This is a genomic window from Roseicyclus marinus (assembly GCF_030163795.1).
GTDB lineage: Bacteria > Pseudomonadota > Alphaproteobacteria > Rhodobacterales > Rhodobacteraceae > Roseicyclus > Roseicyclus marinus.
In genome coordinates this window covers 27,628-52,817 of record NZ_JASJOF010000008.1, presented here as the reverse complement: position 1 = coordinate 52,817, position 25,190 = coordinate 27,628, and the positions used below count along the sequence as shown (strand labels likewise).

Below are 25,190 nucleotides of genomic sequence, written 5' to 3'. Positions count from 1 at the left end.
CTGCCAAGATGAAAGCGGTGCCGCGCGGGCGGGGCCACCGTCCAGGCGTGCTGCTTCATCTTGGCGAAAAAACTCCGGGGAAGTCGCGGCACGCGACGGGGGCAGAGCCCCCACCTTGCACGCGCTGTCACAAAGGTCCGGGGCTTCCTTGGATCGGCCCGTTTCCGCATGGCTCTTGTCATCCGGATGGTGGAGGGCAAAGGATGTGACGCGGAGGGCCGAGATGCACCAGATCGACACGAAGACGGCGCGGCGGCTCTTCCTCGAAGCCCATGCGTTGGCGGATCGTCCGGCGGGGCCGGGCAAGGGGGCGGATCTGGCCGCGATGGTCCAACGGCTGGGCTTCGTGCAGGTCGACAGTGTGAACACGCTGGCGCGCGCCCATGACCTGATCCTGTTCGCGCGTCGTCCGTCCTATCGGCCCGACAATCTGCGCCACCTGAACGACCGCGACAGGGCGACCTTTGAACATTGGACCCATGATGCAAGCGTGATCCCCGCCGCCTTCTTTCCGCAATGGCGGCTGAAATTCGCCCGCGACCGCGCCCGCCTGCGCGAGCGCTGGAAGGATTGGCATGGCTCCGCCTTTCACGACGAGATCGAGACCGTTCTGCGCCACGTCACCGATCACGGCGCGGTCCATTCCGCCGAGATCGGCGAGAAGCGGGCCGAGAAATCGACCGGCTGGTGGGATTGGCATCCGTCCAAGATCGCGCTGGAATATCTCTGGCGGTCGGGCGAGCTTGCGATCACCCGGCGCGAGGGGTTCCGCAAGTTCTACGATCTGACCGAGCGCGTGATCCCGCCCGAACACCTGAACGCGCATCTGCCCGAGGCCGCGGTGATCGACTGGGCCTGCGCGGCGGCGCTCGACCGCTTGGGCTTTGCCACCTCTGGCGAACTGGCCGCCTTCTTCGACCTGATCACGCCTGCAGAGGCGCGGGGCTGGGCCACCCGGTCCCTGCAGCAAGGCGCCGTGGTCGAGGCCGAGATCACCTGCGCCGATGGTGCCTTGCGTCGCGTCCTGCTCCGACCCGAGACCGTGGATCGCCTTGCCGACATGCCTGATCCACCGGGGCGGTTGCGGGTCCTGTCGCCCTTCGACCCGGTCTTGCGCGACCGCAAGCGGGCCGAGCGGCTTTTCGGGTTTCACTACCGGATCGAGATCTTCGTGCCCGAGACGCAGCGGCGCTACGGCTACTATGTCTTTCCCATGCTGGAGGGGGACAGGATCGTCGGCCGCGTCGACATCACGGCCGACCGTCAGGCGGGCGCGCTGCGGCTGCGCGCGCTCTGGCCCGAGGCCGGGGTGCGCTGGGGCCATGGGCGGCAGGCGCGGCTGGAGGCGGAGCTTGACCGGCTCTTGCCGCTTGCGGGCTGTGACCGGGTCGTCTTTGCCGATGGTTGGCTGCGCGCGCCGGGGGCTTAACCCTGTTCCAGCGCGGCGATCAGAGCGGCCTCACCCAGATCCACGGGATTTGCGGCATAGGAGGAGGAATGCCGCGCCTCCTGTGCGATATGGGCGCGGTTCGCGGCGGTGACGCCCAGATCGGACAGACGCGGCAGGCCCTGGTCGCGTGCCCAAGCCTGCAACCCGTCAAGCCCGCCGTAGACCTCCGTGATCCGGTCGATCACCCAGTCGATCCGGGCCCGGCCCTCGCCACCCTCGGGCAGGGCGCTGCGGTTGGCGCGCAAGATGGGCACCAACGCCGCGCCGCAGATCGCGCCATGCGCCGCGCCCGTCAGACCGCCGATCACGCCCGCCAGACCATGCACCGCCCCAAGCCCCGCATTGGCCAGCGCCAGCCCGCCCATAAGGCTTGTCAGGGTCATGTCGTCCCATGCGTCGCGCCCCTCGACCACATGGCGAAGCGCCGAAAGACCGCGCGGGATCGCATCGCGGCAGAGCGCGTCGGTCATCGGCGTCGCGCGGCGGCTCACGAAGGGTTCGATCACCTGCACCACCGCATCGAGACCCGAGGCAAGGGCGACAGGCCGCGGGCAAAGCGCCGCAAGCTCCGGGTCGATCAGGGCCAGTGCGGGATAGAGCCGCGCATCGCGCAGGCTGACCTTGCGGCCAGCTTCGGGAATACCGATCACCGCGTTGCGCGTCACCTCGGTGCCCGTGCCCGCCGTGGTGGGGATGGCCAGAAGGGGCAGGGGGGGCGCATCAAGTGGCCGACCCTCGCCCACCACCTCCAGATAGCGCAGCGCCCCGTGCGGCGCGGGGATCAGGGCGGCCAGTGCCTTGCCGGTGTCGAGAACCGCCCCACCGCCGATCGCGACGATCAGGTCCGGGCCAAAGGCCCGCGCGTCTGCGCACAGAGCGGTCAGCCCGGGCAGGTCCGGCTCGCCCCGCGCGGTCACCACCTCCACCGCCGCCCCGCCGGACAGCGCGCGCACCAGATCATCGGCAGCCGCGACCGAGGCGCTGCGCACCACCAAGATGCGCCGCCCCCGGGCCAGCGCCCATGGCGCCGCCTCGCTCCGCAGGCCGCGGCCGAAGCGGATCGTGCCCGCCGTGGCGAAACCGAAGGGCGCGATGCTCATACCGACAGCACGGCCTTGATCGCGCGCTTCCAGCGGTCGTAGCGAAGATCGCGGCTGTCGGGCTTCATCGCGGGGGTGAATTGGCGTTCCATGGCCCATGTCTTGGCAAAGCCTTCCATGTCGGGCCATGCGCCCGCGCGGCTTCCGGCCAGCCATGCCACCCCCAGCGCGGTGGTCTCCAGCACCTCGGGCCGGTCGACCGGCGCGCCAAGGATGTCGGACAGGAATTGCATCGCGTAATCGTTCGCGGCCATGCCGCCATCGACCCGGAGCGAGGGCTGCGCATCGTCGCCCGCCCAATCGGCCTTCATCGCCTCCAGCAGATCGCGGGTCTGGTAGCCCACCGATTCCAATGCTGCACGGGCGAATTCGGCAGGCCCCGAATTGCGCGTCATGCCAAAGATCGCGCCGCGCGCCTCGGGCGCCCAATAGGGCGCGCCAAGGCCCACGAAGGCCGGCACGAGGATCAGGTCCTGCGACGGATCGGCGGTTTCGGCGAGGCCTTGGGTTTCGGGTGCCGCGCGGATCACCTTGATCCCGTCACGCAGCCATTGCACCACCGCGCCCGCGATGAAGATCGACCCTTCCAGCGCATAGGTCGGTTTGCCGTCGAGCTGGTAGGCGATGGTCGTGAGCAGCTTGTTGGTGGAGGCCACCGCCGTCTCGCCCGTGTTCAGAACCGCGAAACAGCCCGTGCCATAGGTCGATTTCATCATGCCGGGCGCGAAACAGGCCTGCCCGATGGTCGCCGCCTGCTGGTCGCCCGCAACGCCGAGGATGGGGATTTCCCGCCCGAAGAGATCGGCGCGCGTCATCCCGAAGTCCGAGGCGCAATCGCGCACCTCGGGCAGCATCTCCATCGGGATGTCGAAGAGATCGCAGATCGTGCGGCTCCAACGGCCCTTGTGGATGTCATAAAGCATGGTCCGCGCCGCATTGGTGGCATCGGTCACATGCGCGCGGCCCCCAGTCAGGTTCCAGATCAGCCAGCTGTCCACCGTGCCGAAGGCGAGTTCGCCCCGGCGGGCGCGGTCGCGCGCGCCCTCCACATGATCGAGGATCCACTTGACCTTGGTGGCCGAGAAATAGGGGTCGGCCAAAAGCCCGGTGCGGGCGGTGATCATCGGTTCATGGCCGTCGGCGCGCAGCTTGGCGCAGAAATCGGCGGTGCGGCGATCCTGCCAGACGATGGCGCGATGGATCGGCTTGCCGGTCTCGCGGTCCCAGATCAGCGTCGTCTCGCGCTGGTTGGTGATGCCGATGGCCGCGATATCCCCCGCCTTCAGGCCCGCGCGCTCGATGGCGGCCCGCGCGGTCGCCGCCGTGGTCGCCCAAAGGTCCGCCGCATCATGTTCCACCCAGCCCGAGGCCGGGTAATGCTGCGGAAATTCCTCCTGCGCGACGGCGACGATCTTCATCGTCCCGTCAAAGACGATGCCGCGGCTCGATGTCGTGCCCTGATCGAGTGCCAGGATATGTCCCATGTCCGTGCTCCCCCCTTGTTCTGTCGCAGGTCCCGTTTCAACGGAAACGGCCGCGGCTGTCCAGTTTGGGCTGTCCAGATCGCGGCCGTTCCTTGGTTCGTTCGTGGCCGGGGCCGCGCGGTCACGCGGCCCCGGCGCAGTCCCTCATTCCGTCCAGCGGCGGATCAGTTCGTCATAGGCGACGGTCATGGGTTCGCCACGCTCGTCCTCCAGACGCGGCCAGGGCGCACCGGGCTGGGCCAGCCAGTATTCGGGATCCTGCTCCTCGTTCAGGAGCGGGCCGATATCGCCCTGAACGCCTGCGCGCTGCAGACGCTCCATCACCGCTTCTTGCTCGGCGCAAAGACCGTCGAGCGCTTCTTGTGCAGTGCTCGCCCCCGAGGAAGCATCCCCGATGTACTGCCACCACAGCTGCGCCAGACGCGGATAGTCGGGCACGTTGAAGCCGGTGTCGGTCCACAGTTCACGCTCGGGCGAACGGTAGAACTCGATCAGGCCACCCAGACGCGGTGCGCGTTCGGTGAAGCTTTCGTGGTTGATGGTCGACTCGCGGATGAAGGTCAGGCCGTAGTGCGACTTGGCCACGTCGACCGTCATGGACGAGATAAACTGCGCATAGAGCCATGCGGCCTGCGCGCGGTCGACCGGCGTGGACTCGAGGATCGTGGCGGAACCCACGTCCTGATAGCCGACCTTCATCCCTTCTTGCCAATAGGCGCCATGCGGGCTGGGGGCCATGCGCCAGCGCGGCGTGCCGTCCTCGTTCACCACCGGCAGACCGTCTGCCACCATGTCGGCGGTAAAGGCGGTGTACCAGAACACCTGCTGGGCAATCGCGCCCTGTGCCGGCACCGGCCCGGATTCGGAGAAGTTCATCCCCGCCGCTTCCGGCGGCGCATAGTTGTTCAGCCAGTCGACATAGCGCTCGATCGAATAGACCGCCGCCGGGCTGTTGGTGGCCCCGCCGCGCGACATGCACGAACCCACCGGCTGGAAGTTCTCGTTCACCCGGATGCCCCATTCGTCGACGGGAACGCCGTTGGGCAAGCCAAGGTCCGAGGCGCCGGCCATCGACAACCACGCATCGGTGAAGCGCCAGCCGAGCGACGGGTCGCGACGACCGTAATCCATGTGGCCATAAACGGTCTGCCCGTCGATCTCGCGCCCGGTGAAGAAGGCCGCGATATCCTCATAGGCCGCCCAGTTCACGGGAACGCCCAGCGGATAGCCGTATTCGGCCTCAAAAGCGGCCATGAGCTCGGGATCGGTGAACCAGTCGTAGCGGAACCAGTAAAGGTTCGCGAACTGCTGCACCGGCAGCTGGTAAAGCAACCCGTCAGGACCGGTCGCCGAAGACAGGCCGATGAAATCGTCAAGGTTCAGGTTGGGGTTGGTAAAGGCCGCGCCGTCACCCGCCATCCAGTCGGTCAGGTTGCGCGCCTGCTGGTAGCGCCAATGCGTCCCGATGAGGTCGGCGTCGTTGATGTACATGTCAAAGACGTTTTCGCCGGTTTGCATCTGCGTTTGCAGACGTTCGACCACGTCACCCTCGCCGATCAGCGTATGGGTCACGTTGATACCCGTGATCGCCGTGAAGGCAGGCGCCAGGACGCGGCTTTCCCATTCATGGGTCGTGATCGTTTCCGAGACCACGTTGATCGACATGCCCGCAAGCGGGGCCGCCGCATCGATGAACCACTGCATCTCGGCTTCCTGCTCCTCGCGGGTCAGGGCCGAAAGCTCGCCGATATGCTCGTCCAGAAACGCGCGGGCGGCGTCGATATCGGCAAATGCCGGCGCCCCCATCGCACTCAGCGCCAGCGCAAGCGCGGTTGAAGTTCTTGTCATTCTGTTCATATGGCTTCCTCCCATGGAATGAACTTCGTTTTCGTTTCATGCGTGTCCGGGTCTTGCAGCTTCCCAAGGCCTCTTGGCCCGGACACACCCCTCATTGCGCCCCTAGACCCAGCGGAACACCGCCGCGGCATAAAGCGCGCAAATTCCAAGCGCCCACCATTGCGGCAGACCGCTCATCGCCAGCCATCCCGCATTGATGAAGGCTGATCCCAACAGCGTGATGAACAGGCGGTCGCCCCGCGTCGTCTCGATCCGCAAGACGCCCACGCGCGGGGTTTCGGGCGATCGGATCGCCAAAAAGGTGAAGATCAAGAGCAGGCAGGCGATCACGACGAAAAAGATCGCCGTCGGCCCCGTCCACGCCATCCATTGCAGGTCCATCACGCAAACCTCCCTGTCAAACGCGGCCCAGGGCAAAGCCCTTGGCGATGTAGTTGCGAACGAAATAGATCACGAGCGCGCCGGGCACGATCGTCAGCACCCCCGCGGCACACAGCACGCCCCAGTCGAGCCCCGAGGCCGAAACCGTGCGCGTCATGATCGAGGCGATGGGCTGTGCATTCACCGCCGTCAGCGTGCGCGACAACAGCAGTTCCACCCAAGAGAACATGAAGCAGAAAAATGCCGCGACCCCGATGCCCGATGCGATCAGCGGCATGAAGATCTTCACGAAGAAGCGCGGGAAGGAATAGCCGTCGATATAGGCGGTCTCGTCGATTTCCTTGGGCACGCCGCGCATGAACCCTTCGAGGATCCAGACCGCGAGCGGCACGTTGAAAAGCGTGTGCGCCAGCGCCACCGCGATATGCGTGTCGAACAGCCCGACCGAGGAATAGAGCTGGAAGAAGGGCAGGGCGAACACTGCGGGCGGCGCCATGCGGTTCGTCAAAAGCCAGAAAAACAGGTGCTTGTCGCCCAGAAACCGGTAGCGGCTGAAGGCATAGGCGGCGGGCAGGGCGACGGACAGCGACAGGATCGTGTTCATCACCACATAGGTGATCGAATTGACATAGCCCATGTACCAAGACGCATCCGTCAAGATGACCCGGTAATTGTCGAGCGTCGGCTGTTGCGGCCAAAGCGTGAAACCGCCCAGGATCTCTTGGTTGGTCTGAAGGCTCATCTTCAGCAACCAGTAGATCGGGATCAGCATGAACAGGAGATAGGCCACCATCACCACATGGCGTGTCTGCACGCGGGGCAGGGCGCGGGCGCGGGTGGTCGCCGCATAGGTCTCGGTCGTGGCGGCCATCACTTGCCCTCCTGTTTGTCGAGGTTGGTCATGACGGTGTAGAACACCCAAGAAACCAGCAAGATCACGAGGAAATACATCAGCGAGAAGGCTGCCGCGGGGCCTAGGTCGAACTGCCCCAGCGCCATCTTCACAAGGTCGATGGACAGGAAGCTGGTGGCCGATCCCGGGCCGCCGCCCGTCACGACGAAAGGCTCGGTATAGATCATGAAGCTGTCCATGAAGCGCAGCAGCACCGCGATCAGCAAGACGCCCTGCATCTTGGGCAGTTCGATGTAACGAAACACCTTCCAGCGGCTGGCCTGGTCGATCTTGGCCGCCTGGTAATAGGCCTGCGGGATGGATTGCAGCCCGGCATAGGCCAAAAGCGCCACAAGCGAGGTCCAGTGCCAGACATCCATCACGACGACGATGACCCAGGCGTGGACCGCGTTGCGCGCATAATTCCACTCGATGCCCAGCCCCGACAGGACATAGCCCAAAAGTCCGATGTCGGTCCGGCCAAGGATCTGCCAGATCGTGCCCACCACATTCCACGGGATCAGCAGCGGCAAGGCCATCAGCACCAGACAGACCGAGGCCCAGAAGCCGCGCTTGGGCATGCAGAGCGCGATGGCGATGCCAAGCGGGATCTGGATGGCCAGAATGATGCCCGAGAACATGAGCTGCCGACCCAGCGCACCATGGACGCGGCTGTCGGTCAGCACATCCTCGAACCAGCCAAGCCCGTGCCAGAAGAAGACGTTGTTTCCGAACGTGTCCTGCACCGCGTAATTGACCACCGTCATCAGCGGGATGACCGCGGAAAACGCCACCAGCACCAGCACCGGCAGCACAAGAAACCACGCCTTGTTGTTCTGAACCTTGTCCATCAGACGGCTTCCTTTTGCGGGGTGGCGACCGACCGGAGCGGCGCAACCCGCCAGTCATCGGCATAGACGTTGATGCGTTCGGGCTGGAATTTCAGCCGGTTCGCGCCTGCGGGCACACGCGCGCCCTCGGGCAGGATGGCGTTGATCGGGGTTCCTGCGAAATCGGCGCGCAGGATCTGGTGACGGCCCACATCCTCGATCCGGCGGATGGTCACGGGCAGGCCCTCGTCCCCCTCGGCCAGCGTGACGAATTCGGGCCGCACCCCGATCTGCACCCGGCCCGTCAGCGCCTTGTAGCTGCCGCCAAGGGCCACGGCATGGCCCGCAACATGGGCCATATGGCCCGACACCTCGGCGTCGAGCAGGTTCATGCCGGGCGAGCCGATGAAATAACCGACGAACGTATGTTCCGGCGTGTCGAACAGATCCTCGGGCGTGCCAAGCTGCACCACGCGGCCGTCATGCATGACGACCACCTTGTCGGCAAAGGTCAGCGCCTCTGTCTGGTCATGGGTCACATAAATCATCGTGTGCCCGAATTCGTTGTGCAGCGCCTTGAGCTGCGTGCGCAGCTCCCATTTCATGTGGGGGTCGATCACGGTCAGCGGTTCGTCGAACAGGATCGCGTTCACATCCTCGCGCACCATGCCGCGCCCAAGGCTGATCTTTTGCTTGGCATCCGCCGTCAGCCCGCGCGCCTTGCGGTGGAGCACATCCTCCATCCCGATCATGCGCGCGATCTTTTGCACCTGCGCCGCGACAAAACCCGCGTCCATGCCACGGTTGCGCAGCGGAAAGGCCAGATTGTCGCCCACCGTCATCGTGTCGTAGACGACCGGGAACTGGAACACCTGCGCGATATTGCGTTCCACCGTATCGGCCCTCGTCACGTCGCGGTCGCCGAACAAGACCCGGCCCCGCGACGGCACCAAAAGCCCCGAAATGATGTTGAGCAGCGTGGACTTGCCGCAACCCGATGCACCTAAAAGCGCGTAGGCCTCGCCATCGTTCCATACGTGATCGAGCTGCTTGAGTGCGAAATCCTCCTCGCCCTTCGGATTGGGCAGGTAGGAATGGGCAAGATTGTCGAGCGTGATCCGGGCCATGGGTCCCCCTTCAGGCCGCAGCCGCATAGGCCGCGGGCGCGACCAGTTCGCCGCTTTCAGCAAAGACATAGACATGCGCGGCATCAAGCCAGACCTCGATGGGCTGGCCGAATTTCAGGTCGTGCACGCCATGCACCAGCCCGACCCAGCGGTCGTGCGAATGTTCAAGATGCAGGAAGGTTTCCGAGCCGGTGATCTCGGTCACTTTGAGGCGGCACTGGAAATGCAGCCCCTCGCCGCCCTGCGCGCGCAGATGCAGGTGATCGGGGCGGAACCCCGCCTGATAGGTGCCGTCGGGCAGATCGGCCAGCGCACCTGTGGCCGCCGCGGTCTGCCCCTCGCCAAAGCTGATCCTGTCGCCCGCCTTCACCACGCGGGTGAAATTCATCGGCGGGTCCGAGAACACCCGCGCGGTCGTCGCGTCGCGCGGCTGGCGGTAGACCTGCGGGGTGGGGCCGAATTGCGTCACGCGCCCTTCCCAAAGCGTTGCGACATTGCCCCCCAGAAGCAACGCTTCCTCCGGCTCGGTCGTGGCATAGACGAAGATCGCCCCGGACTCGGCAAAGATGCGGGGGATTTCCGCCCGCAATTCCTCGCGCAGCTTGTAGTCGAGATTGGCCAAGGGCTCGTCCAGCAGAACAAGCCCCGCATCCTTGACCAGCGCGCGCGCCAGTGCACAGCGCTGCTGCTGACCCCCCGACAATTCCAGCGGCTTGCGGCCCAGCATCGGCGTCAGTTGCATCAGCTCCGCCGTGGCCTGCACGCGGGCGTCGATCTCGGCCTTGGCCAGACCCATGAGCCGCAGCGGTGAGGCGATGTTGTCGTAGACCGTCATCGAGGGGTAGTTGATGAATTGCTGGTAGACCATGGCCACCTTGCGATCCTGCACGCGCTGGCCCGTCACGTCCTTGCCTTCCCACAGGATGCGCCCCTTGGCCGGCTGGTCGAGCCCCGCCATCAGCCGCATCAGGGTGGTCTTTCCCGACAGGGTCGGCCCCAGCAGCACGTTCATTGTGCCACGCTCCAGCGTCAGATCGGTCGGGTAGACATGCGTCTTGCCCTCCACGACCTTGGAAACCCCGTCCAGCACCAGCGCCATCGCCGTTCCTCCCCCTTGAGACCGGACCCTATTCCGCGGCGCGCGCGGACAGGGTGGCATGTGTCGTCATCCAATCGTCGAGCGCGCGCGCCTGATCTTCGGTCACGCGCAGGCCCAGCTTGCTGCGCCGCCACAAAACATCCTCGGCGCTGCGGGCGTATTCCTGCGCCATGAGCCATCGCACCTCGGCCTCGGTCAGTGTCGCGCCGAAATCCTGCCCCAGATCGGCGGCGGTCACCGCATCGCCAAGGATCTGGCGCGCCTCGGTCCCGTAGGCCCGCACCAGCCGGCGCGCCCAGAACTCGGACAGGAACGGGAAATCCGACCGCAGCGCCCGGGCCAGCGCGGGCTGGCCGTCATGCGGGAAATCGCCGCCGGGCAGGGTCACGCCCGCTGTCCACGGCCCCTTGGCGAGCGGCAGGACGCTGCCGATCTGCTCCAGCGCGCTTTCGGCCAAACGCCGGTAGGTGGTGATCTTGCCGCCAAAGATATTCAGCACCGGCGCCCCCGCCGAGCGGTCGATCTTGAGCGTGTAATCCCGCGTTGCCGCCGTGGCCGAACTTGCCCCATCGTCATAAAGCGGGCGCACCCCGGAATAGGACCAGACGACATCCTCGGGCGTCACGGGACGCTTGAAATACTGGCTGGCAAAGGCGCAGAGGTAATCGCGCTCGGCCTCGGTGCAGACGGGCGCGCGGTTGGGATCGTCATGCTCGGCATCGGTTGTGCCGATCAGGGTGAAATCCTGCTCATAGGGAATGGCAAAGATGATCCGGCCATCCGTGCCCTGAAAGAAATAGCACTTGTCGTGATCATAGAGCTTGCGGGTCACGATATGGCTGCCGCGCACCAGCCGCACGTTTTCTTGGCTGTTCAGCCGCAGCTTGGCGTGGATCACCTCGCCCGCCCAGGGGCCCGCCGCATTCACCAGCATCCGCGCGCGCAGGACATGCCGCTTGTCCCCCTGTGCGACCGTGACCGACCAGATCCCGTCTTTCACCTCGGCCGAGATCACGGCGCTATGGGTCAGGATCGTCGCGCCCCGCGCCTCGGCATCGCGCGCGTTCAAGACGACAAGGCGACTGTCCTCGACCCAGCAGTCCGAATATTCGTACGCCTTGGCAAAGCGCTCCTGCAAAGGGGCACCCTCGGCGCGCCCGGCAAGGGCAAGGGTCGTCGTCGCGGGCAGGATCTGCCGCCCGCCCAGCGTATCATACAGGAACAGGCCCAGCCGGATCAGCCAAGCAGGCCGCCGCCCCTTCATCCACGGCATGATCCGCGACAACAGGCGCGAGGTCGGCGTGTCGCTCTCGAACCGCATGTCGGGGTGGTAGGGCAGCACGAACCGCATGGGCCAGCTGATATGGGGCATGGCGCGCAACAGGGTTTCGCGTTCCACCAGCGCCTCGCGCACCAGCCGGAATTCGAAATATTCCAGATAGCGCAACCCGCCATGAAACAGCTTGGTCGAAGCCGAAGAGGTTGCGCCCGCCAGATCGCCCTTTTCGGCCAAGACAACCGACAGCCCGCGTCCGGCCGCATCTCGCGCGATGCCGCAGCCATTGATGCCGCCGCCGATGATCAGCAGGTCATGCACCTCTGCCGTCGATGAAATACCCGTGCTCTGCACGTGTCCCACCCTCCCCAGGCGTCGCCTCTTCCTCGCCGGCACCCTATCGAAACCGAAGCGAACCGCGCAAGAATTTTTCTTTATCAGGCCATAAATTTTCGTTTTTTGGAAAAACGAACAGAAAATAGGTAGATGTTCGACCTCCGTTCTTGATTGCGTGATCGTCACGCGGGACTATAGGCTGAAAGCGAACATGGTGACGCCACGCCGCGCAGGTCTTCAGCGTGGCGCAAGGGAGGGATGGTCCATGTCGCAAAGCATGCGGCTGCCCGAGATTCTCAACATCGCCCGCCGCGATGGCCGCGTGACGGTCGAGGGGCTGGCGGCGCATTTCGACGTGACGCTCCAGACCATCCGCCGCGACCTCGCCGAACTGGCCAATCAGGGCAAGCTCGAGCGTGTCCATGGCGGCGCCGTGCTGCAATCGACCATCGCCAACATCGGCTACGAGGATCGGCGCGGCCTGAACGATGCCGCCAAGACCGCCATCGCGGCGCGCTGCGTGCGCGACATTCCCAACGGCTGTTCGCTGTTTCTCAACATCGGCACCACGACCGAGGCCGTGGCCCATGCCCTGATGCATCATCGCGACATCATGGTGCTGACCAACAACATGAATGTCGCCAATATCCTCGTGGAAAACTCCGCCTGCGAGATCATCGTGGTCGGCGGCCTTTTGCGCCGCTCCGACGGGGGACTGGTCGGCAGCGTGACAACGCAGGCCATCGGCCAGTTCAAGTTCGACCTTGCCGTGGTCAGTTGCTCGGCCCTCGACCTCGACGGCGACATGCTCGACTACGACATCCAGGAGGTGGGCGTGAGCCAGGCCATCCTGAAACAGGCGCGACGCAGTTTCCTCGTGGCGGACCAGTCCAAATTCCAGCGCCGCGCGCCTGCGCGGATCGGATCCTTGTCGCAGATCGACACCTTCTACACCGATGCCCCCCCGCCCGCCGCGCTCCGCGAGGCTTGCCGCGGCTGGGGCACCGGGATCGTCACGGCCTGACCGCAGACGCCCCGCGCAGCACCGCCTGCACACCCGCCAGCGCCGGGTAGAGCGCGCGGTAGGCCGCAAGACGCGGGGCCAGCGCCGCTGCCGCATCCGGGCGCGGTACGAACCAGTCGCGCACCTCGGGCTTGGTCATCACCTCGTCCGGGTCGGCTCCCCCTTCGGCCAGGCAGGCCAGCCGCGCGGCCCCCAGCGCGGGGCCCACATCGGCGGCCGCGCTGCGCCCGATCCGGCAGCCGATCACATCGGCGATGGTCTGCACCACCAGATCGGCCCGCGTGCCGCCGCCGATCGCCAGCAGCGTCTCGGGCCGCGTGCCAGTCGCCGCCAACGCCGCCATCGCATCGGCAAAGCTGAAGGCCACGGCCTCGACCACCGCGCGCATCAGGCTGCCTTGCGTCGTCGTTTCGCTCAGAGCCGCGAAGCCCGCCCGGATGTCGCTGTCGCCATGCGGTGTGCGCTCGCCCGTCAGATAGGGCAGGAACAACGGCCCCGGTGTGGCTGTCTCCGCCTCGGCCAACAGCGTCGCGATGGGCCGGTTCAACACTCCGGCCAACCAAGCCAGCGGACGCGCCCCGTTCAGCATCGCAGCCATCTGAAACCATTGGCCGGGTACGGTGTGGGAATAGGCGTGGATGCGGCTTTCAAGGTTGGGGCGATAGTCCGCGGTCGTCACGAACAACTGCCCCGATGTGCCGAGCGACAAGAACCCGTCGCCATCCGCGACGGCCCCGATCCCGACAGCCCCCGCCGCGGCATCGCCCGCGCCGACCGCCACCGGGATGCCTGCAGGCAGTCCCAGCTCGTCGGCCACGGCGTCCCGCAGCACCCCTGCGATCTCGCTTCCGTGCCGCACCTCGGGGAGCCATGCGGGATCGGTCGCGCTCGCCTTGCAAAGCCGCGCCGACCAGCACCGCGCCCCGCTGTCATACCATGCACTACCCGAGGCATCCGTCGGGTCCGTTACAAGGTTTCCGTGCAGCCGCAGGCCGATGTAATCCTTGGGCAAAATCACATGCGCGATCTTGGCGTGAACCGCCGGTTCCCGGCGCGACAGCCAGAGGATCTTGGGCGCGGTGAACCCCGGCATCGGCGGCACGCCCCCGATCCGGCCCGCTTCAGGCTCGGCCTCCAGCATCGCGGCGCAATCGGCCTCGGCGCGGGCATCGTTCCACAAGATCACGGGCCTGAGCGGGCGATGATCCGCATCCAGCACCACCGCGCCATGCATCTGCCCCGACAGGCCGATCGCGCGCACCTGCGCCCGTAACTCGGGCGCAAGACCGCCCAAGGCGGCGCGTGTCGCCTGCCACCATGCGGCGCATTCCTGCTCGCTGGCGCCCTCGAACGGGTGCTGCACGCTCAGGGGTGCCGCAGCGCTGGCGACGATCGCGCCCGCCGCATCCATGACGCAGGCCTTCACCGCCGATGTCCCAAGATCTATGCCAAGGTACATGTCCCGCCTCTTTGATGCCCTATCCTGTCCGAAACGCTTCCGTTTCGGCGCGTTTGGCGCGACAAGTGTGCATCACGCGCCGCCGCAACCCAAGGTGTCGGCGCAGGGAAAGGCAAGAAAAAACTTTACTCGCGGCATGTTTTCCGGATGGTGAACATGGGTCCACGCCCGCCGAAATACGGGCCGGCCCAAGCGAGAGGGGGCAGATCGTGACCGACCACAAGATCCGCAACATGGAGGAATTCGCCGCCCTCAGCGGGCTGTCGCGACCCACGATCTCCAAGTATTTCAACGATCCCGCCAGCGTGCGCGCCCGCACCCGCGAACAGATCGAGGATGCGCTCTCGCGCTACGAATTCCGGCCCAACATCTACGCGATGAACCAGAACCGCAGCCTGACCAAGATCGTGGGCATCGCAGTTCCCTACCTGGCCGACCCCTTCTTCGCCGAGATCGCGCGCACGTTGGAACGGCGCTGCATCGACGCAGGCTTCTCCCCCATCCTTTACAGCGCCCATGGCCAGCAAAAGCTCGAGAACGACATCCTCTCGGGCCTTGCCGCGCTCAAACCGGCTGGCGTGTTCCTTGCGCCCCTCGGGCGCTTGTCGGATCGCGGCGCGATCGAGCGGTTTTGCCGCGACGTGCCCACCGTCCTCTTTGACAGCAACATAGAGGGTATGGGCGAAGCCTTTGTCGGATCAGACAATTACAGCTTCGTGCGGCAGACCGTCGATTACCTCTGCCGCACCGGGGCACCGCCTGCCTTCTTCGAGATGAAGACGCCCGCCAACCCCAATGCCAACAAGCGGCGCAAGGCCTATCTCAAGGTCATGGCCGATGCCGGGCTTGAGCCGCAGGTGATCCAGATCGAGGGCGAGGGCTGGGGATTCGAGGAAATCGGCCGCCGTGGCGCGCATGAATTGATCGAAAAACGCGCCCTGCCGACCGACACCATCCTGTGCAGCAACGATCGCCTCGCCATCGGCTTTCTGGCCGGTTGCTACGAACGCGGGCTCCGCGTCGGGCGGGGCGAGGGCTGCGCGCTGCGTGTCGCGTCGCATGATGATCATCCGTTCTCGCGCTTCACCTGTCCGGCCCTGACCACGGCCGCGCATGAATACGAACTGGTCGCGGACAAATGCATGCAGACTCTGTTTTCGCTGATCGAGGCGGGCGGGCGCTTCGCCACCCGCGACGAGACGCTCATTCCCGCGCGCCTGATCCTGCGCGCCTCTGCCTGAGCTCAGTAATTTACGCGCGTAAAGAAAATTCTTGACGCGAGGGAGCCTCGTCGCTTAGCTTTTTTGCACGACACATCCAAACCAGGGAGGATACGGATGTCTTGCAAGACCGCGCTTCGCGCGTCCGCTGCCCTTGCGCTCTGCGTTTTTGCAGGTGCCGCCGCGGCCCAGGACACGACCATCACCATCGCGACCGTCAACAACGGCGACATGATCCGGATGCAGGGGTACACCGACCGGTTCACCGAAGAGACCGGCATCGCCGTCGAATGGGTGACGCTCGAGGAGAACGTGCTGCGCCAGCGCGTGACCACCGACATCACCACCAATGGCGGCCAGTTCGACATCATGACCATCGGCATGTATGAGACGCCGATCTGGGGTGCGAACGGCTGGCTCGTCCCGCTCGACAACCTGTCCGAAGAGTATGACGTCGACGATATCCTGCCCGCGATGCGCGGCGGTCTCAGCCATGACGGCACGCTCTATGCCGCGCCTTTCTACGGCGAAAGCTCCATGGTCATGTATCGCACCGACCTGATGGAAGCCGCTGGCCTCGAAATGCCCGCGGCGCCCACCTGGGACGATATCCGCGCCGCCGCCGAGGCGATGAACGATCCCGCGAACGAGGTTTACGGCATCTGCCTGCGCGGCAAGCCGGGCTGGGGCGAAGGCGGGGCCTTCATCACCGTCACCGCCAATTCCTTCGGCGCACGCTGGTTCGACGAGGAGTGGAACGCCCAGTTTGATCAGCCCGAGTGGGAACAGGCGCTGACCTTCTTCGTCGACCTGATGAACAGCTATGGCCCGCCCGGCTATGCGACCAACGGCTTCAACGAAAACCTCTCGCTGTTCCAGCAGGGCCGCTGCGGCATGTGGATCGATGCCACCGTCGCCGCCTCCTTCGTGACCAACCCCAACGACTCGACCGTTGCCGACACCGTCGGCTTCGCGCTCGCCCCCGACAATGGGCTGGGCAAGCGGTCGAACTGGCTCTGGGCATGGGCGCTTGCGATCCCTGCCGGCACCCAGCAGGCCGATGCCGCGCTCCAGTTCATCGAATGGGCGACTTCGCGCGAATATATCGAGCTTGTGGCCGAAAACGAAGGCTGGGCCAACGTGCCCCCCGGCGCGCGCACCTCGCTCTACGAGACGCCTGAGTATCAGGACGTGCCCTTCGCGCAGATGACGCTCGACTCGATCAACGCAGCCGATCCGACCAACCCGACGGTCGACCCGGTGCCCTATGTCGGCATCCAGTTCGTGGCCATCCCCGAATTCGCGGGGATCGCGACCGAGGTCAGCCAGGAATTCGCCGAGGTCTATGCCGGTCAGCAGACCGTGCAGGAGGCCCTTGCCAATGCGCAGGCCCTGACCAACGACGCGATGGAAGCGGCCGGCTACCGGTAACGCATACCCTCCCCGGTCGGGGGGCGGCGCCCAAATCCGCCCCCCGACTGTCCCTTTCCCCGGCACCCGCCGTCAGGCCGTGCCGCAGCGGACCGCAACCCCAGCCCGAAAGGTGTGACCATGGCGACCCAACATGCCCGATCCGCCGCCCGCGTGATGATGGCACCGGCCGTCATCCTGCTTCTGGGCTGGATGCTCGTGCCGCTGACCATGACGCTGTGGTTTTCCTTCACGCGCTACCTGCCGATGCGCGGCGACAGCATTGAGCGCGGCCTCGATTGGGTCGGGTTCGAGAATTATGTCCGCTTCATCGGGTCGAGCTCCTTTTGGCCCAGCGTTCAGGCGACGCTCCTGATCGTGGGCGGCGTGCTGGTCATCACCGTGATCCTCGGCGTGCTTCTGGCCATCTTGCTCGATCAACCCTTCTGGGGTCAGGGGATCGTCCGCATCCTCGTGATCGCGCCCTTCTTCGTCATGCCCACCGTCTCGGCGCTGGTGTGGAAGAACATGATGATGGATCCCGTCAACGGAATGCTCGCGCATCTGTGGCGCTTCCTCGGAATGACGCCCGTGTCATGGCTGTCGGATGCCTCGGTGCAATCCATCATCCTCATCGTGTCGTGGCAGTGGCTGCCCTTTGCCACCCTCATCTTGCTGACCGCGATCCAGTCTCTCGACCGCGAGCAACTCGAAGCGGCAGAGATGGACGGCGCGCCGGTCATGGCCCGCTTTTGGCACATCGTCTTGCCGCATCTGGGCCGCGCGATCACCATCGTGGTCCTGATCCAGACGATCTTCCTTTTGTCGATCTTCGCCGAGATCTTCGTGACGACCGGCGGGTCCTTCGGCACCCGCACGCTGACCTACCTGATCTTCCAGCGGGTCGTGGACAGCCAGAACATCGGGCTCGGCTCGGCGGGCGGGGTCTATGCCATCATCCTCGCCAATATCGTCGCCATCTTCCTGATGCGCATCGTCGGCAAGAACCTGGACCGCTGAGGGGGCATCATGGCACGCGCAGTCACCACCCGCCGCAAGATCGCCACCACGGTCCTCGCCTGGGCCATCGGTCTCCTGATCTTCTTCCCGATCTTCTGGACCATCCTCACCAGCTTCAAGACCGAGGCGCAGGCGATCAACAATCCGCCGCTCTTCTGGGGCTTCGACTTCACGCTCGAAAACTATGCCGTGGTGCAGGAGCGTTCCGATTACATGCGCTTCTTGTGGAATTCCGTGATCATCGCGGGCGGCTCCACGATCCTCGGCATTCTCGTGGCGGTGCCCGCCGCCTGGTCGATGGCTTTCGTGCCCTCGCGCCGGACCAAGGACATCTTGCTCTGGATGCTCTCGACCAAGATGCTGCCCGCCGTGGGCGTGCTCTATCCGATCTCGCTCATCTTCGTGGAGTTCAACCTGCTCGACACGCGCGGCGGCCTGATCCTCGTCTTGATGCTGATCAACCTGCCGATCATCGTCTGGATGCTCTACACTTATTTCCGCGAAATTCCCGCGGAAATCCTCGAGGCCGCGCGGATGGACGGGGCCACGCTCAAGGCCGAAATCCTCTACGTCCTGACGCCCATGGCGATCCCCGGCATCGCTTCGACCCTCCTTTTGAATTTCATTCTGGCTTGGAACGAGGCGTTTTGGACCCTGAACCTGACGGCCGCCAGCGCGGCGCCGCTCACGGCCTTCATCGCCAGCTATTCCAGCCCCGAGGGCTTGTTCTTCGCCAAACTCAGCGCGGCCTCGACCATGGCCATCGCGCCGATCCTGATCCTGGGCTGGTTCAGCCAGAAACAATTGGTCCGGGGGCTCACCTTCGGCGCCGTGAAGTAAGGAGCAAGCGCTCAAGCAGCGAAGCGATAGCGCAAGAGGAAAACAGCGCTCAAGCAGCGAAGCGATAGCGCGAAAGGAAATCCAAAATGGGACGCATCACGCTGGACAAGGTCCGCAAGGCATTCGGGGACGTGGAGGTCATTCCGCCCCTCGACCTTACCATCGAGGACGGGGAATTCGTGGTCTTCGTCGGCCCATCGGGCTGCGGGAAATCCACCCTCCTGCGGCTCATCGCGGGGCTTGAGGATGTGTCTGACGGCCAGATCCGCATCGACGGCAAGGATGCGACCGCCGTTCCCCCCGCCAAGCGCGGCCTTGCGATGGTGTTCCAATCCTACGCGCTCTACCCGCATATGTCGGTGCGCAAGAACATCGCCTTTCCGCTGCGCATGGCAGGTCTCGACAAGGCGGAACAGGATCGCCGCGTCGCCGCTGCCGCCGAGGTGCTGAACCTCACCGATTATCTCGACCGCCGCCCCGGCCAGCTCTCGGGCGGCCAGCGCCAGCGCGTCGCCATCGGGCGGGCCATCGTGCGCGAACCGGCGGCCTTCCTCTTCGACGAACCGCTCTCCAACCTCGACGCCGCCTTGCGGGTGGGGATGCGCCTCGAAATCTCCGAACTGCACAAGCGGCTCAAGACCACGATGATCTATGTCACCCATGATCAGGTCGAGGCGATGACCATGGCCGACAAGATCGTGGTCCTGCGCGCGGGCCATATCGAACAGGTCGGCAGCCCGCTGGATCTGTATCGCGCGCCGCGCAACCTCTTTGTCGCGGGTTTCATCGGCAGCCCGAAAATGAACCTGATCGGCGGTGCGGTGGCGGCAGGCCACGACGCCACCACTATCGGGATCCGCCCCGAACATATCTCCGTCTCGGCCGAGGCGGGCGATTGGAAGGGCATCGTGGGCCTCTCCGAACATCTGGGCTCGGACACGTTCTTTCACGTCACCTGCGAGGGGATCGACGGGCCCCTGACCGTCCGCGTCGGCGGCGAGGTCGCGCTCGATTATGGCCAGACGGTCTGGCTCTCGCCCGATCCGGCCCAGATCCACCGCTTCGACCAGAACGGGTTGCGCATCGCATGACACGGCTGCAGGGCAAGACCGCGCTCATCACCGGGGCGGCCCGCGGTATCGGCCGCGCCTTCGCCGAGGCCTATGTCCGCGAAGGCGCGCGTGTCGCCATCGCCGATATCGACATCGCCCGCGCCCGCGAAACGGCCGGCCAGATCGGCCCTGCCGCCATCGCCGTCGAACTCGACGTGACGCGGCAAGACAGCATCGACACCGCCGTCGCCGAAACCGTCGCGGCCTTGGGCCAGATCGACATCCTGATCAACAACGCGGCGATCTTTACCGCCGCGCCCTTGGTCGAGATCGACCGCGCCGATTACGCCCGTACCTTCGACATCAACGTCGCGGGCACACTCTTCATGATGCAGGCCGTCGCCCGTCACATGATCGACCACGGGATCAAGGGCCGCATTATCAACATGGCCTCCCAGGCCGGTCGCCGGGGCGAGCCGCTGGTCGCCGTCTATTGCGCGACCAAGGCCGCGGTCATCAGCCTGACCCAATCGGCGGGCCTGAACCTCATCGCGCATGGCATCAACGTCAACGCCATCGCGCCGGGCGTCGTGGATGGCGAACATTGGGACGGCGTCGACGCCTTTTTCGCGAAATACGAAGGCAAGGCCCCGGGCCAGAAAAAGGCCGAGGTGGGCGCAGGCGTTCCCTATGGCCGCATGGGCCGGGCCGAGGATCTGACCGGCATGGCCGTGTTTCTCGCCTCGGACGAGGCCGACTACATCGTCGCCCAATGCTACAACGTCGACGGTGGCCAATGGATGAGCTGATGACGACCGACCGCCCGATCCGACTGTCCAATGCCACGCTCGCCGATCTGCCCAAGGGCATCGCGCGCCCCACCTATGACCGCGCGCGGCTCACGCCCGGCATCGTCCATATCGGGCTGGGCAATTTCCACCGCGCCCATCAGGCGTGGTATACCCACCGCCTGATGCAGCAGGGTCTGGCGCAGGATTGGGCCATTCTCGGCGCAGGCGTCCGACCCTATGACGCGGCCATGCGCGACAGGCTGATCGCGCAAGATTGTCTGACCACGCTCGTCGAATTGTCGCCCGAGGGACGCGCCGTCGAGGTGACGGGCGCGATGATCGACTATCTTCCCATCGCCGAGGGCAACGCCCCCTTGATCGCCGCCATGGCCGATCCGGCGATCCGCATCGTCGCCCTGACCGTGACCGAAGGCGGCTATTACCTCGACGCGCAGGGCGGCTTCGATGCCGCCCATCCCGACATGGCCCATGACGCGGCCAATCCCGACAGCCCGCGCACCGCCTTCGGCGCGATGGTCGCGGCGCTTCGGTTGCGGCGCGCGGCGGGGCAGGGGCCCTTCACCGGCCTGTCGTGCGACAACCTGCGCGGAAACGGCGCGATCTTGCGGCAGGTTGTGACCGGGCTCGCGCGGCTCACCGATCCCGATCTCGCCGATTGGATCGATGCCAACGGGGCCTTCCCCAATTCCATGGTCGATTGCATCGTGCCCGCGACAGGTCCCGCCGAACTGGCGCTGGTGGCCGAACTCGGCATCGCCGATGCCGCCCCCGTCACGCACGAGAATTTCCGCCAATGGGTGATCGAGGATGCCTTTTGCGCCGGCCGCCCCGATTGGGACCGCGTTGGCGCGACCTTCACCCCCGATGTCCATGCCTACGAGATGATGAAGATCCGCATCCTGAACGCGGGTCATCAGGTGTTGGCCAATGCAGGCGAGTTGCTCTCGGTGCCCACCATTGCCGATTGCATGGCTCATCCCGCCATCGCCGCGCTGTTCCGCAAGGTCCAGACGCAGGAAATCCTGCCCCATGTCCATGCCGTCCCGGGCATGACGCCCCCGGCCTATCTCGACCTGATCGAGCGGCGCTTTTCCAATCCCGCGATCCGCGACACGACGCGGCGCGTCGCCTTCGACGGCTCGTCCCGGCATCCGGGCTTCGTCCTGCCCATCCTGCGCGACGGGCTGGCTTCGGGTGCCCCGGTCGAAGGGCTGGCACTGGTCGAGGCGCTCTGGGCGCGCATGTGCGCCGGAACCCGCGAGGACGGAACCGCGATCGACCCCAATGATCCCGACTGGTCCCGCCTGACCGAGACGGCCGCCGCCGCTCGCGCCCGTCCAATAGCATGGCTCGAACAGGGCGCGATCTACGGCGATCTGGCTGGCGTCCCGCGCTTTGCGTCCGCCTTCGAGGATTGGCTGAGGATGCTCTGGCGCGCGGGCACGGCGGCGACGCTTGCCGCCTACGCACAAGGCGACTGAGCCCCGCGCCACGCGCAGCCCCGAGTGTTGCATCCGCGCCGCGCCAATTGCACCTTGGCCAGCCGGCCCGCGCCAAAGGGGGCGCAAAACGCCCGGATTTTGATCATGATGGCCCGCAAGCGCCACTGGCCTTGCGACCTCCGGGCCATGTCCAGCCAGCGGGCCCGATACGAAAGACGGAAAACCGATGCTGAAAACCGCGATCACGGGTGCAAGGACGGGTGCATGTCTCGCCGCCTCGCTTGCCGCCCTCATGGCGACAAACCCCCTGTCGGCGCAAGCGCAAGAAACCACCGCCCTGACGATCAACGGCGTCACCGCCTATGACGGGACCGAGCTTTTGCTCTTTGCCGCCAGCGCCGCCGCCGAACGTCATGGCACGGTCACCGCCGAACAGGTCGCCGAGATCGTTCAACGCATCTATGCCGAGGATGGCTATTTTCTTGCCGATGTCGGCGTCACCCCCGATGGCCGCGGCATCGTCGTGGACGAAGGCGTCATCGCCTCGGTCAGCGTCGAAGGCACCGATCCCCGGACCTTCGACCGGGTGCGCGGCTATTTCGATCCCCTGATCGGCCGTCCCGCGCCCAATATCCACCGCTTCGAACGGGCGGTGCTTTTGGCGGATGACCTCGAAACCATCGCCGTCACCGCCGATGTCGATGCCACCGACCCCGCCGGGGCGCAGGTGCGCCTCGTCGCCACGCCCGAGGCCGGATCGGCCGGCGCGATCACGCTCGACAACCCGGCGCGCGCCTTCGGCGACGCGCTCACCCTGTCCTTCAATCAGGAATATTACGCCGCGATGCAGCCGGGCGATCTCCTGCGGCTGTCCTTGACCCATACCGAAGGCTTCGACCCGCAAGATCGCGAAACGCTGGGCGCGCTGACCTACCGTGCGCCCGTCGGCACCGGTGGCGGCTATGTCGAAGGCTATGTCGCCAATATCGCAGCCCAGCACGATGCCTTCGGCACGCTTCAGCAGACCGACCGCGAAGGGCTGACCGCGATCCTCGCCTATGGCTATCCCGTTCTGCGCAGCGTCGACCGCTACGCGTACAGCGTGCTGGAACTCCGTGGCGCCCGGACCGAGGTCGTCGTCGGCACACAGCGGTTCGATTCCGAACTTTATGCCCTCTCCGCGTCATGGATCGACGGTCGGGCTCTGGCCGATGGCGGGGCGCTCGAATACGCGCTCGACCTGACCGCCGGGGAACAGGCCTCCGTGCCGGCGGGTCTCGATGCGGGCGACCGGACATTCTGGTACCTGCGCGCAGGTCTGGATTTCGAGATACCCATGACTGTCTTGCCCGATGCCAGCCTGCGCTTCGATGCCACCGCACAAGTCACCACCGCGCGCCTGCCCGCGGCCGAGGAATATGTCCTCGGCGGGCAGGAGGAATTGCGCGGTTTCCCCTTCGCCGAGGCGCAGGGCGACAGCGGCCTGTCCTTCGCGCTTTCGGCGGGCCGCGATTTCCTGCCCACCTCCGGCGTGGTCCAGCGCATCCGGCCCTTCGTCTTCATCGATGCAGGCCGGATCTGGAACAATCAGCCCTCCGCCTCCGAAACCAGTGCTATCTCGCTCGCCTCGGCCGGGGCCGGGGTGGAAATGCAGATCGACGGCAATTTCTACCTGCGCGGGCATCTTGGTTTCCCGCTGACCGACGGGGTGACGCAGCGCACAAGCGACCCGGCGATCTATCTTGGCCTGACGAGGAGTTGGTGACATGACAACGCGTTCCGTTTTCGCGGCGATCCTGCCCTTGGTCCTCTTGTCCGCGCAAACCGCGGATGCCGTGCCGCGCGGATGGTGTCAGGGTGTCGGAAACCCGCACCAGAGCAGCGCTTGTTCCGGCGCAACCAACGCACCCAATGCGATTCCCGGCGTGATCCCCGGCGCGACGACCCGGCCCAGCGTCCCCACAGGACCGACCACCGCACCCCCCGTCTTGACGGCTCAACCGGTGCTGGTCACGCCGACCGCGCCCCTGACCTTCACCGACTATGGCCCGGTTCAGACAATCACGGGCACGGTCGGTGCGCCCGTCGTGGGCTACGCGCCCGTGCAGACTGTCACCGGCACCATTGCGCCCCCCGTCGTGGGCTATGGGCCCGTGCAGACACTGACGGGCACGACCGGACCGACCTTCGTGGGCTACGGCCCGGTGCCTGTGTTGACCGGCACCCCGGGGCCGAACCCAACGGTCGGGGGCATTGCCGTGACCCCGATCCCGCCCCGCGTCGTCACGGGCTCCGGCCCTGTGCCCCCGACCGTTCTGATCCATCCGGTGGCATCGCCGGGCTTCACCGGAACGGGGCAGGTGCCGCCCGTGGCCGCCGGTTCGGGCGGCCCAGCGCAGCCGACGCTCATCCCCCGCCCGCGCCCCTTGGGGCAGCCGACCGCGCCCGGCACACAGGGCCCGACAACCGGCACGATCACCCATGATCGCACCGGGGGCGGTGCTTCCGTCGCGCAGGCCATCGTGCCGCATGCCACGGGCCGACAGGATCCGGGCGGTGCCGTGTCGCAAGCCTCGTCCTGGACCTGCCTCACCGGCGGCCATGGCCCGCGCCTGGTCGAGACCGGATCGGGCCCGCGCGTCATCGGCACCTATTCCCATATCGGTCAGGTCGACGCGCTGGCGCGCGACGTGCCCGCACGCCATCCCACGCAACCCCATTGCATCGTCGCCATAAGGCGCGACTGAACGCCCGCCCCGCTCCTGTGCAGGAGGCTCAGCAGCGCCGCAGGCGCGCGTCAGTCAGGACCGGGCGTTTTCGCTGGCGGTTCGGTTCGGACGTATTTGTGGGGATGGTACCGCAGGGGAGGATAGACCTCCCGGCTCAGCAGCGCCGCAGGCGCGCGTCAGTCGGGACCGGCCATCTCCGCTGGCGGTTCGGTTCGGACTTGTTTGTGAGGATGGTGCCGCAGGGGAGGATTGAACTCCCGACCTTACCCTTACCAAGGGTACGCTCTACCACTGAGCTACTGCGGCGATGTGGGCGCTCCAATAAAAGCATCTTTCCCCCTTCGCAAGCG

General features: G+C 65.8%; 21 protein-coding genes and 1 tRNA gene. 11 read left to right on the top strand and 11 right to left on the bottom strand.

Annotated elements, in window-relative coordinates:
- Window positions 1–223: 223 nt before the first annotated feature.
- Complete coding sequence (locus tag QQK63_RS13250; protein WP_277828895.1) at window positions 224–1,429, top strand: winged helix-turn-helix domain-containing protein; 1,206 nt, start codon at window positions 224–226, stop codon at window positions 1,427–1,429.
- Here QQK63_RS13250 and QQK63_RS13245 read toward each other — a convergent pair.
- From QQK63_RS13245 to glpD, 9 genes are all read right to left on the bottom strand, one after another.
- Complete coding sequence (locus tag QQK63_RS13245; RefSeq protein WP_277829092.1) at window positions 1,426–2,544, bottom strand: iron-containing alcohol dehydrogenase; 1,119 nt, start codon at window positions 2,542–2,544, stop codon at window positions 1,426–1,428. The genes QQK63_RS13250 and QQK63_RS13245 overlap by 4 nt on opposite strands.
- Window positions 2,545–2,546: 2 nt before the next feature.
- A complete protein-coding gene (glpK, locus tag QQK63_RS13240) occupies window positions 2,547–4,034 on the bottom strand; it encodes a glycerol kinase GlpK (RefSeq protein ID WP_277828893.1) in 1,488 nt (495 codons plus the stop codon).
- Window positions 4,035–4,178: 144 nt separating this feature from the next.
- Complete coding sequence (locus tag QQK63_RS13235; RefSeq protein WP_377135258.1) at window positions 4,179–5,882, bottom strand: ABC transporter substrate-binding protein; 1,704 nt, start codon at window positions 5,880–5,882, stop codon at window positions 4,179–4,181.
- Between the two features lie 111 nt (window positions 5,883–5,993).
- Window positions 5,994–6,266 (bottom strand): DUF2160 domain-containing protein, encoded by a 273-nt coding sequence (locus tag QQK63_RS13230; protein ID WP_277829090.1) that lies wholly within the window; start codon window positions 6,264–6,266, stop codon window positions 5,994–5,996.
- Between the two features lie 22 nt (window positions 6,267–6,288).
- The gene (locus tag QQK63_RS13225) at window positions 6,289–7,143 is read right to left on the bottom strand and encodes a carbohydrate ABC transporter permease (RefSeq protein ID WP_277828889.1); all 855 of its coding nucleotides are present in this window, start codon (window positions 7,141–7,143) and stop codon (window positions 6,289–6,291) included.
- Window positions 7,143–8,015 carry a carbohydrate ABC transporter permease gene (locus QQK63_RS13220; protein WP_277828887.1) on the bottom strand — a complete coding sequence of 291 codons (873 nt, stop codon included), beginning with the start codon at window positions 8,013–8,015 and terminating at the stop codon, window positions 7,143–7,145. Before QQK63_RS13220 ends, QQK63_RS13225 begins: the two co-directional genes overlap by 1 nt.
- Window positions 8,015–9,121, bottom strand: a complete 1,107-nt coding sequence (locus tag QQK63_RS13215; RefSeq protein WP_277828885.1) for an ABC transporter ATP-binding protein — start codon at window positions 9,119–9,121, stop codon at window positions 8,015–8,017. Before QQK63_RS13215 ends, QQK63_RS13220 begins: the two co-directional genes overlap by 1 nt.
- 10 nt (window positions 9,122–9,131) lie before the next feature.
- On the bottom strand, window positions 9,132–10,220 hold the full coding sequence (locus QQK63_RS13210; protein ID WP_277828883.1) for an ABC transporter ATP-binding protein: 1,089 nt from the start codon (window positions 10,218–10,220) through the stop codon (window positions 9,132–9,134).
- Window positions 10,221–10,248: 28 nt separating this feature from the next.
- Window positions 10,249–11,850: a glycerol-3-phosphate dehydrogenase gene (glpD, locus tag QQK63_RS13205; RefSeq protein ID WP_277828881.1), complete on the bottom strand. Its 1,602-nt coding sequence runs from the start codon at window positions 11,848–11,850 to the stop codon at window positions 10,249–10,251.
- Window positions 11,851–12,097: 247 nt separating this feature from the next.
- Here glpD and QQK63_RS13200 point away from each other — a divergent pair, with 247 nt between their 5' ends.
- Complete coding sequence (locus QQK63_RS13200; protein WP_277828879.1) at window positions 12,098–12,856, top strand: DeoR/GlpR family DNA-binding transcription regulator; 759 nt, start codon at window positions 12,098–12,100, stop codon at window positions 12,854–12,856.
- On the opposite strand, the gene xylB is transcribed toward QQK63_RS13200, so the two are convergent.
- The gene (gene xylB, locus QQK63_RS13195; RefSeq protein WP_277828877.1) at window positions 12,846–14,315 is read right to left on the bottom strand and encodes a xylulokinase; all 1,470 of its coding nucleotides are present in this window, start codon (window positions 14,313–14,315) and stop codon (window positions 12,846–12,848) included. The two genes, QQK63_RS13200 and xylB, sit on opposite strands and share 11 nt — an antisense overlap.
- 209 nt (window positions 14,316–14,524) lie before the next feature.
- On the opposite strand from xylB, the gene QQK63_RS13190 reads away from it, so the two are divergent.
- From QQK63_RS13190 to QQK63_RS13150, 9 genes are all read left to right on the top strand, one after another.
- Window positions 14,525–15,556, top strand: a complete 1,032-nt coding sequence (locus QQK63_RS13190; RefSeq protein WP_277828875.1) for a LacI family DNA-binding transcriptional regulator — start codon at window positions 14,525–14,527, stop codon at window positions 15,554–15,556.
- Window positions 15,557–15,652: 96 nt separating this feature from the next.
- Window positions 15,653–16,966, top strand: coding sequence for an ABC transporter substrate-binding protein (locus QQK63_RS13185; protein WP_277828874.1), 1,314 nt, complete (start codon window positions 15,653–15,655; stop codon window positions 16,964–16,966).
- A gap of 120 nt (window positions 16,967–17,086) precedes the next feature.
- Window positions 17,087–17,965, top strand: coding sequence for a carbohydrate ABC transporter permease (locus QQK63_RS13180; RefSeq protein ID WP_277828872.1), 879 nt, complete (start codon window positions 17,087–17,089; stop codon window positions 17,963–17,965).
- A 9-nt stretch (window positions 17,966–17,974) separates the two neighbouring features.
- Entirely contained in the window at window positions 17,975–18,805 is an 831-nt protein-coding gene (locus QQK63_RS13175) for a carbohydrate ABC transporter permease (RefSeq protein ID WP_277828869.1), read from the top strand.
- A gap of 86 nt (window positions 18,806–18,891) precedes the next feature.
- Window positions 18,892–19,896: an ABC transporter ATP-binding protein gene (locus tag QQK63_RS13170; protein WP_277828867.1), complete on the top strand. Its 1,005-nt coding sequence runs from the start codon at window positions 18,892–18,894 to the stop codon at window positions 19,894–19,896.
- Complete coding sequence (locus tag QQK63_RS13165; protein ID WP_277828865.1) at window positions 19,893–20,666, top strand: L-iditol 2-dehydrogenase; 774 nt, start codon at window positions 19,893–19,895, stop codon at window positions 20,664–20,666. The genes QQK63_RS13170 and QQK63_RS13165 overlap by 4 nt, the downstream gene beginning before the upstream one ends.
- On the top strand, window positions 20,666–22,150 hold the full coding sequence (locus tag QQK63_RS13160; RefSeq protein WP_277828862.1) for a mannitol dehydrogenase family protein: 1,485 nt from the start codon (window positions 20,666–20,668) through the stop codon (window positions 22,148–22,150). Before QQK63_RS13165 ends, QQK63_RS13160 begins: the two co-directional genes overlap by 1 nt.
- Window positions 22,151–22,337: 187 nt before the next feature.
- Complete coding sequence (locus QQK63_RS13155; protein WP_277828860.1) at window positions 22,338–23,876, top strand: ShlB/FhaC/HecB family hemolysin secretion/activation protein; 1,539 nt, start codon at window positions 22,338–22,340, stop codon at window positions 23,874–23,876.
- Window position 23,877: 1 nt separating this feature from the next.
- Complete coding sequence (locus QQK63_RS13150) at window positions 23,878–24,858, top strand: hypothetical protein (RefSeq protein WP_277828858.1); 981 nt, start codon at window positions 23,878–23,880, stop codon at window positions 24,856–24,858.
- Between the two features lie 213 nt (window positions 24,859–25,071).
- Here QQK63_RS13150 and QQK63_RS13145 read toward each other — a convergent pair.
- A tRNA-Thr gene (locus QQK63_RS13145) sits at window positions 25,072–25,146 on the bottom strand.
- Between the last annotated feature and the right edge of the window lie 44 nt (window positions 25,147–25,190).

Bases quoted from the DNA above. Each gene is read 5' to 3' on its own strand.
- QQK63_RS13250 (WP_277828895.1), top strand. From the start codon at position 224: ATGCACCAGATCGACACGAAGACGGCGCGGCGGCTCTTCCTCGAAGCC.
- glpK (WP_277828893.1), bottom strand. From the start codon at position 4,034: ATGGGACATATCCTGGCACTCGATCAGGGCACGACATCGAGCCGCGGC.
- QQK63_RS13235 (WP_377135258.1), bottom strand. From the start codon at position 5,882: ATGACAAGAACTTCAACCGCGCTTGCGCTGGCGCTGAGTGCGATGGGG.
- QQK63_RS13225 (WP_277828889.1), bottom strand. From the start codon at position 7,143: ATGGCCGCCACGACCGAGACCTATGCGGCGACCACCCGCGCCCGCGCC.
- QQK63_RS13220 (WP_277828887.1), bottom strand. From the start codon at position 8,015: ATGGACAAGGTTCAGAACAACAAGGCGTGGTTTCTTGTGCTGCCGGTG.
- QQK63_RS13215 (WP_277828885.1), bottom strand. From the start codon at position 9,121: ATGGCCCGGATCACGCTCGACAATCTTGCCCATTCCTACCTGCCCAAT.
- QQK63_RS13210 (WP_277828883.1), bottom strand. From the start codon at position 10,220: ATGGCGCTGGTGCTGGACGGGGTTTCCAAGGTCGTGGAGGGCAAGACG.
- QQK63_RS13200 (WP_277828879.1), top strand. From the start codon at position 12,098: ATGTCGCAAAGCATGCGGCTGCCCGAGATTCTCAACATCGCCCGCCGC.
- xylB (WP_277828877.1), bottom strand. From the start codon at position 14,315: ATGTACCTTGGCATAGATCTTGGGACATCGGCGGTGAAGGCCTGCGTC.
- QQK63_RS13185 (WP_277828874.1), top strand. From the start codon at position 15,653: ATGTCTTGCAAGACCGCGCTTCGCGCGTCCGCTGCCCTTGCGCTCTGC.
- QQK63_RS13180 (WP_277828872.1), top strand. From the start codon at position 17,087: ATGGCGACCCAACATGCCCGATCCGCCGCCCGCGTGATGATGGCACCG.
- QQK63_RS13175 (WP_277828869.1), top strand. From the start codon at position 17,975: ATGGCACGCGCAGTCACCACCCGCCGCAAGATCGCCACCACGGTCCTC.
- QQK63_RS13170 (WP_277828867.1), top strand. From the start codon at position 18,892: ATGGGACGCATCACGCTGGACAAGGTCCGCAAGGCATTCGGGGACGTG.
- QQK63_RS13165 (WP_277828865.1), top strand. From the start codon at position 19,893: ATGACACGGCTGCAGGGCAAGACCGCGCTCATCACCGGGGCGGCCCGC.
- QQK63_RS13160 (WP_277828862.1), top strand. From the start codon at position 20,666: ATGACGACCGACCGCCCGATCCGACTGTCCAATGCCACGCTCGCCGAT.
- QQK63_RS13155 (WP_277828860.1), top strand. From the start codon at position 22,338: ATGCTGAAAACCGCGATCACGGGTGCAAGGACGGGTGCATGTCTCGCC.
- QQK63_RS13150 (WP_277828858.1), top strand. From the start codon at position 23,878: ATGACAACGCGTTCCGTTTTCGCGGCGATCCTGCCCTTGGTCCTCTTG.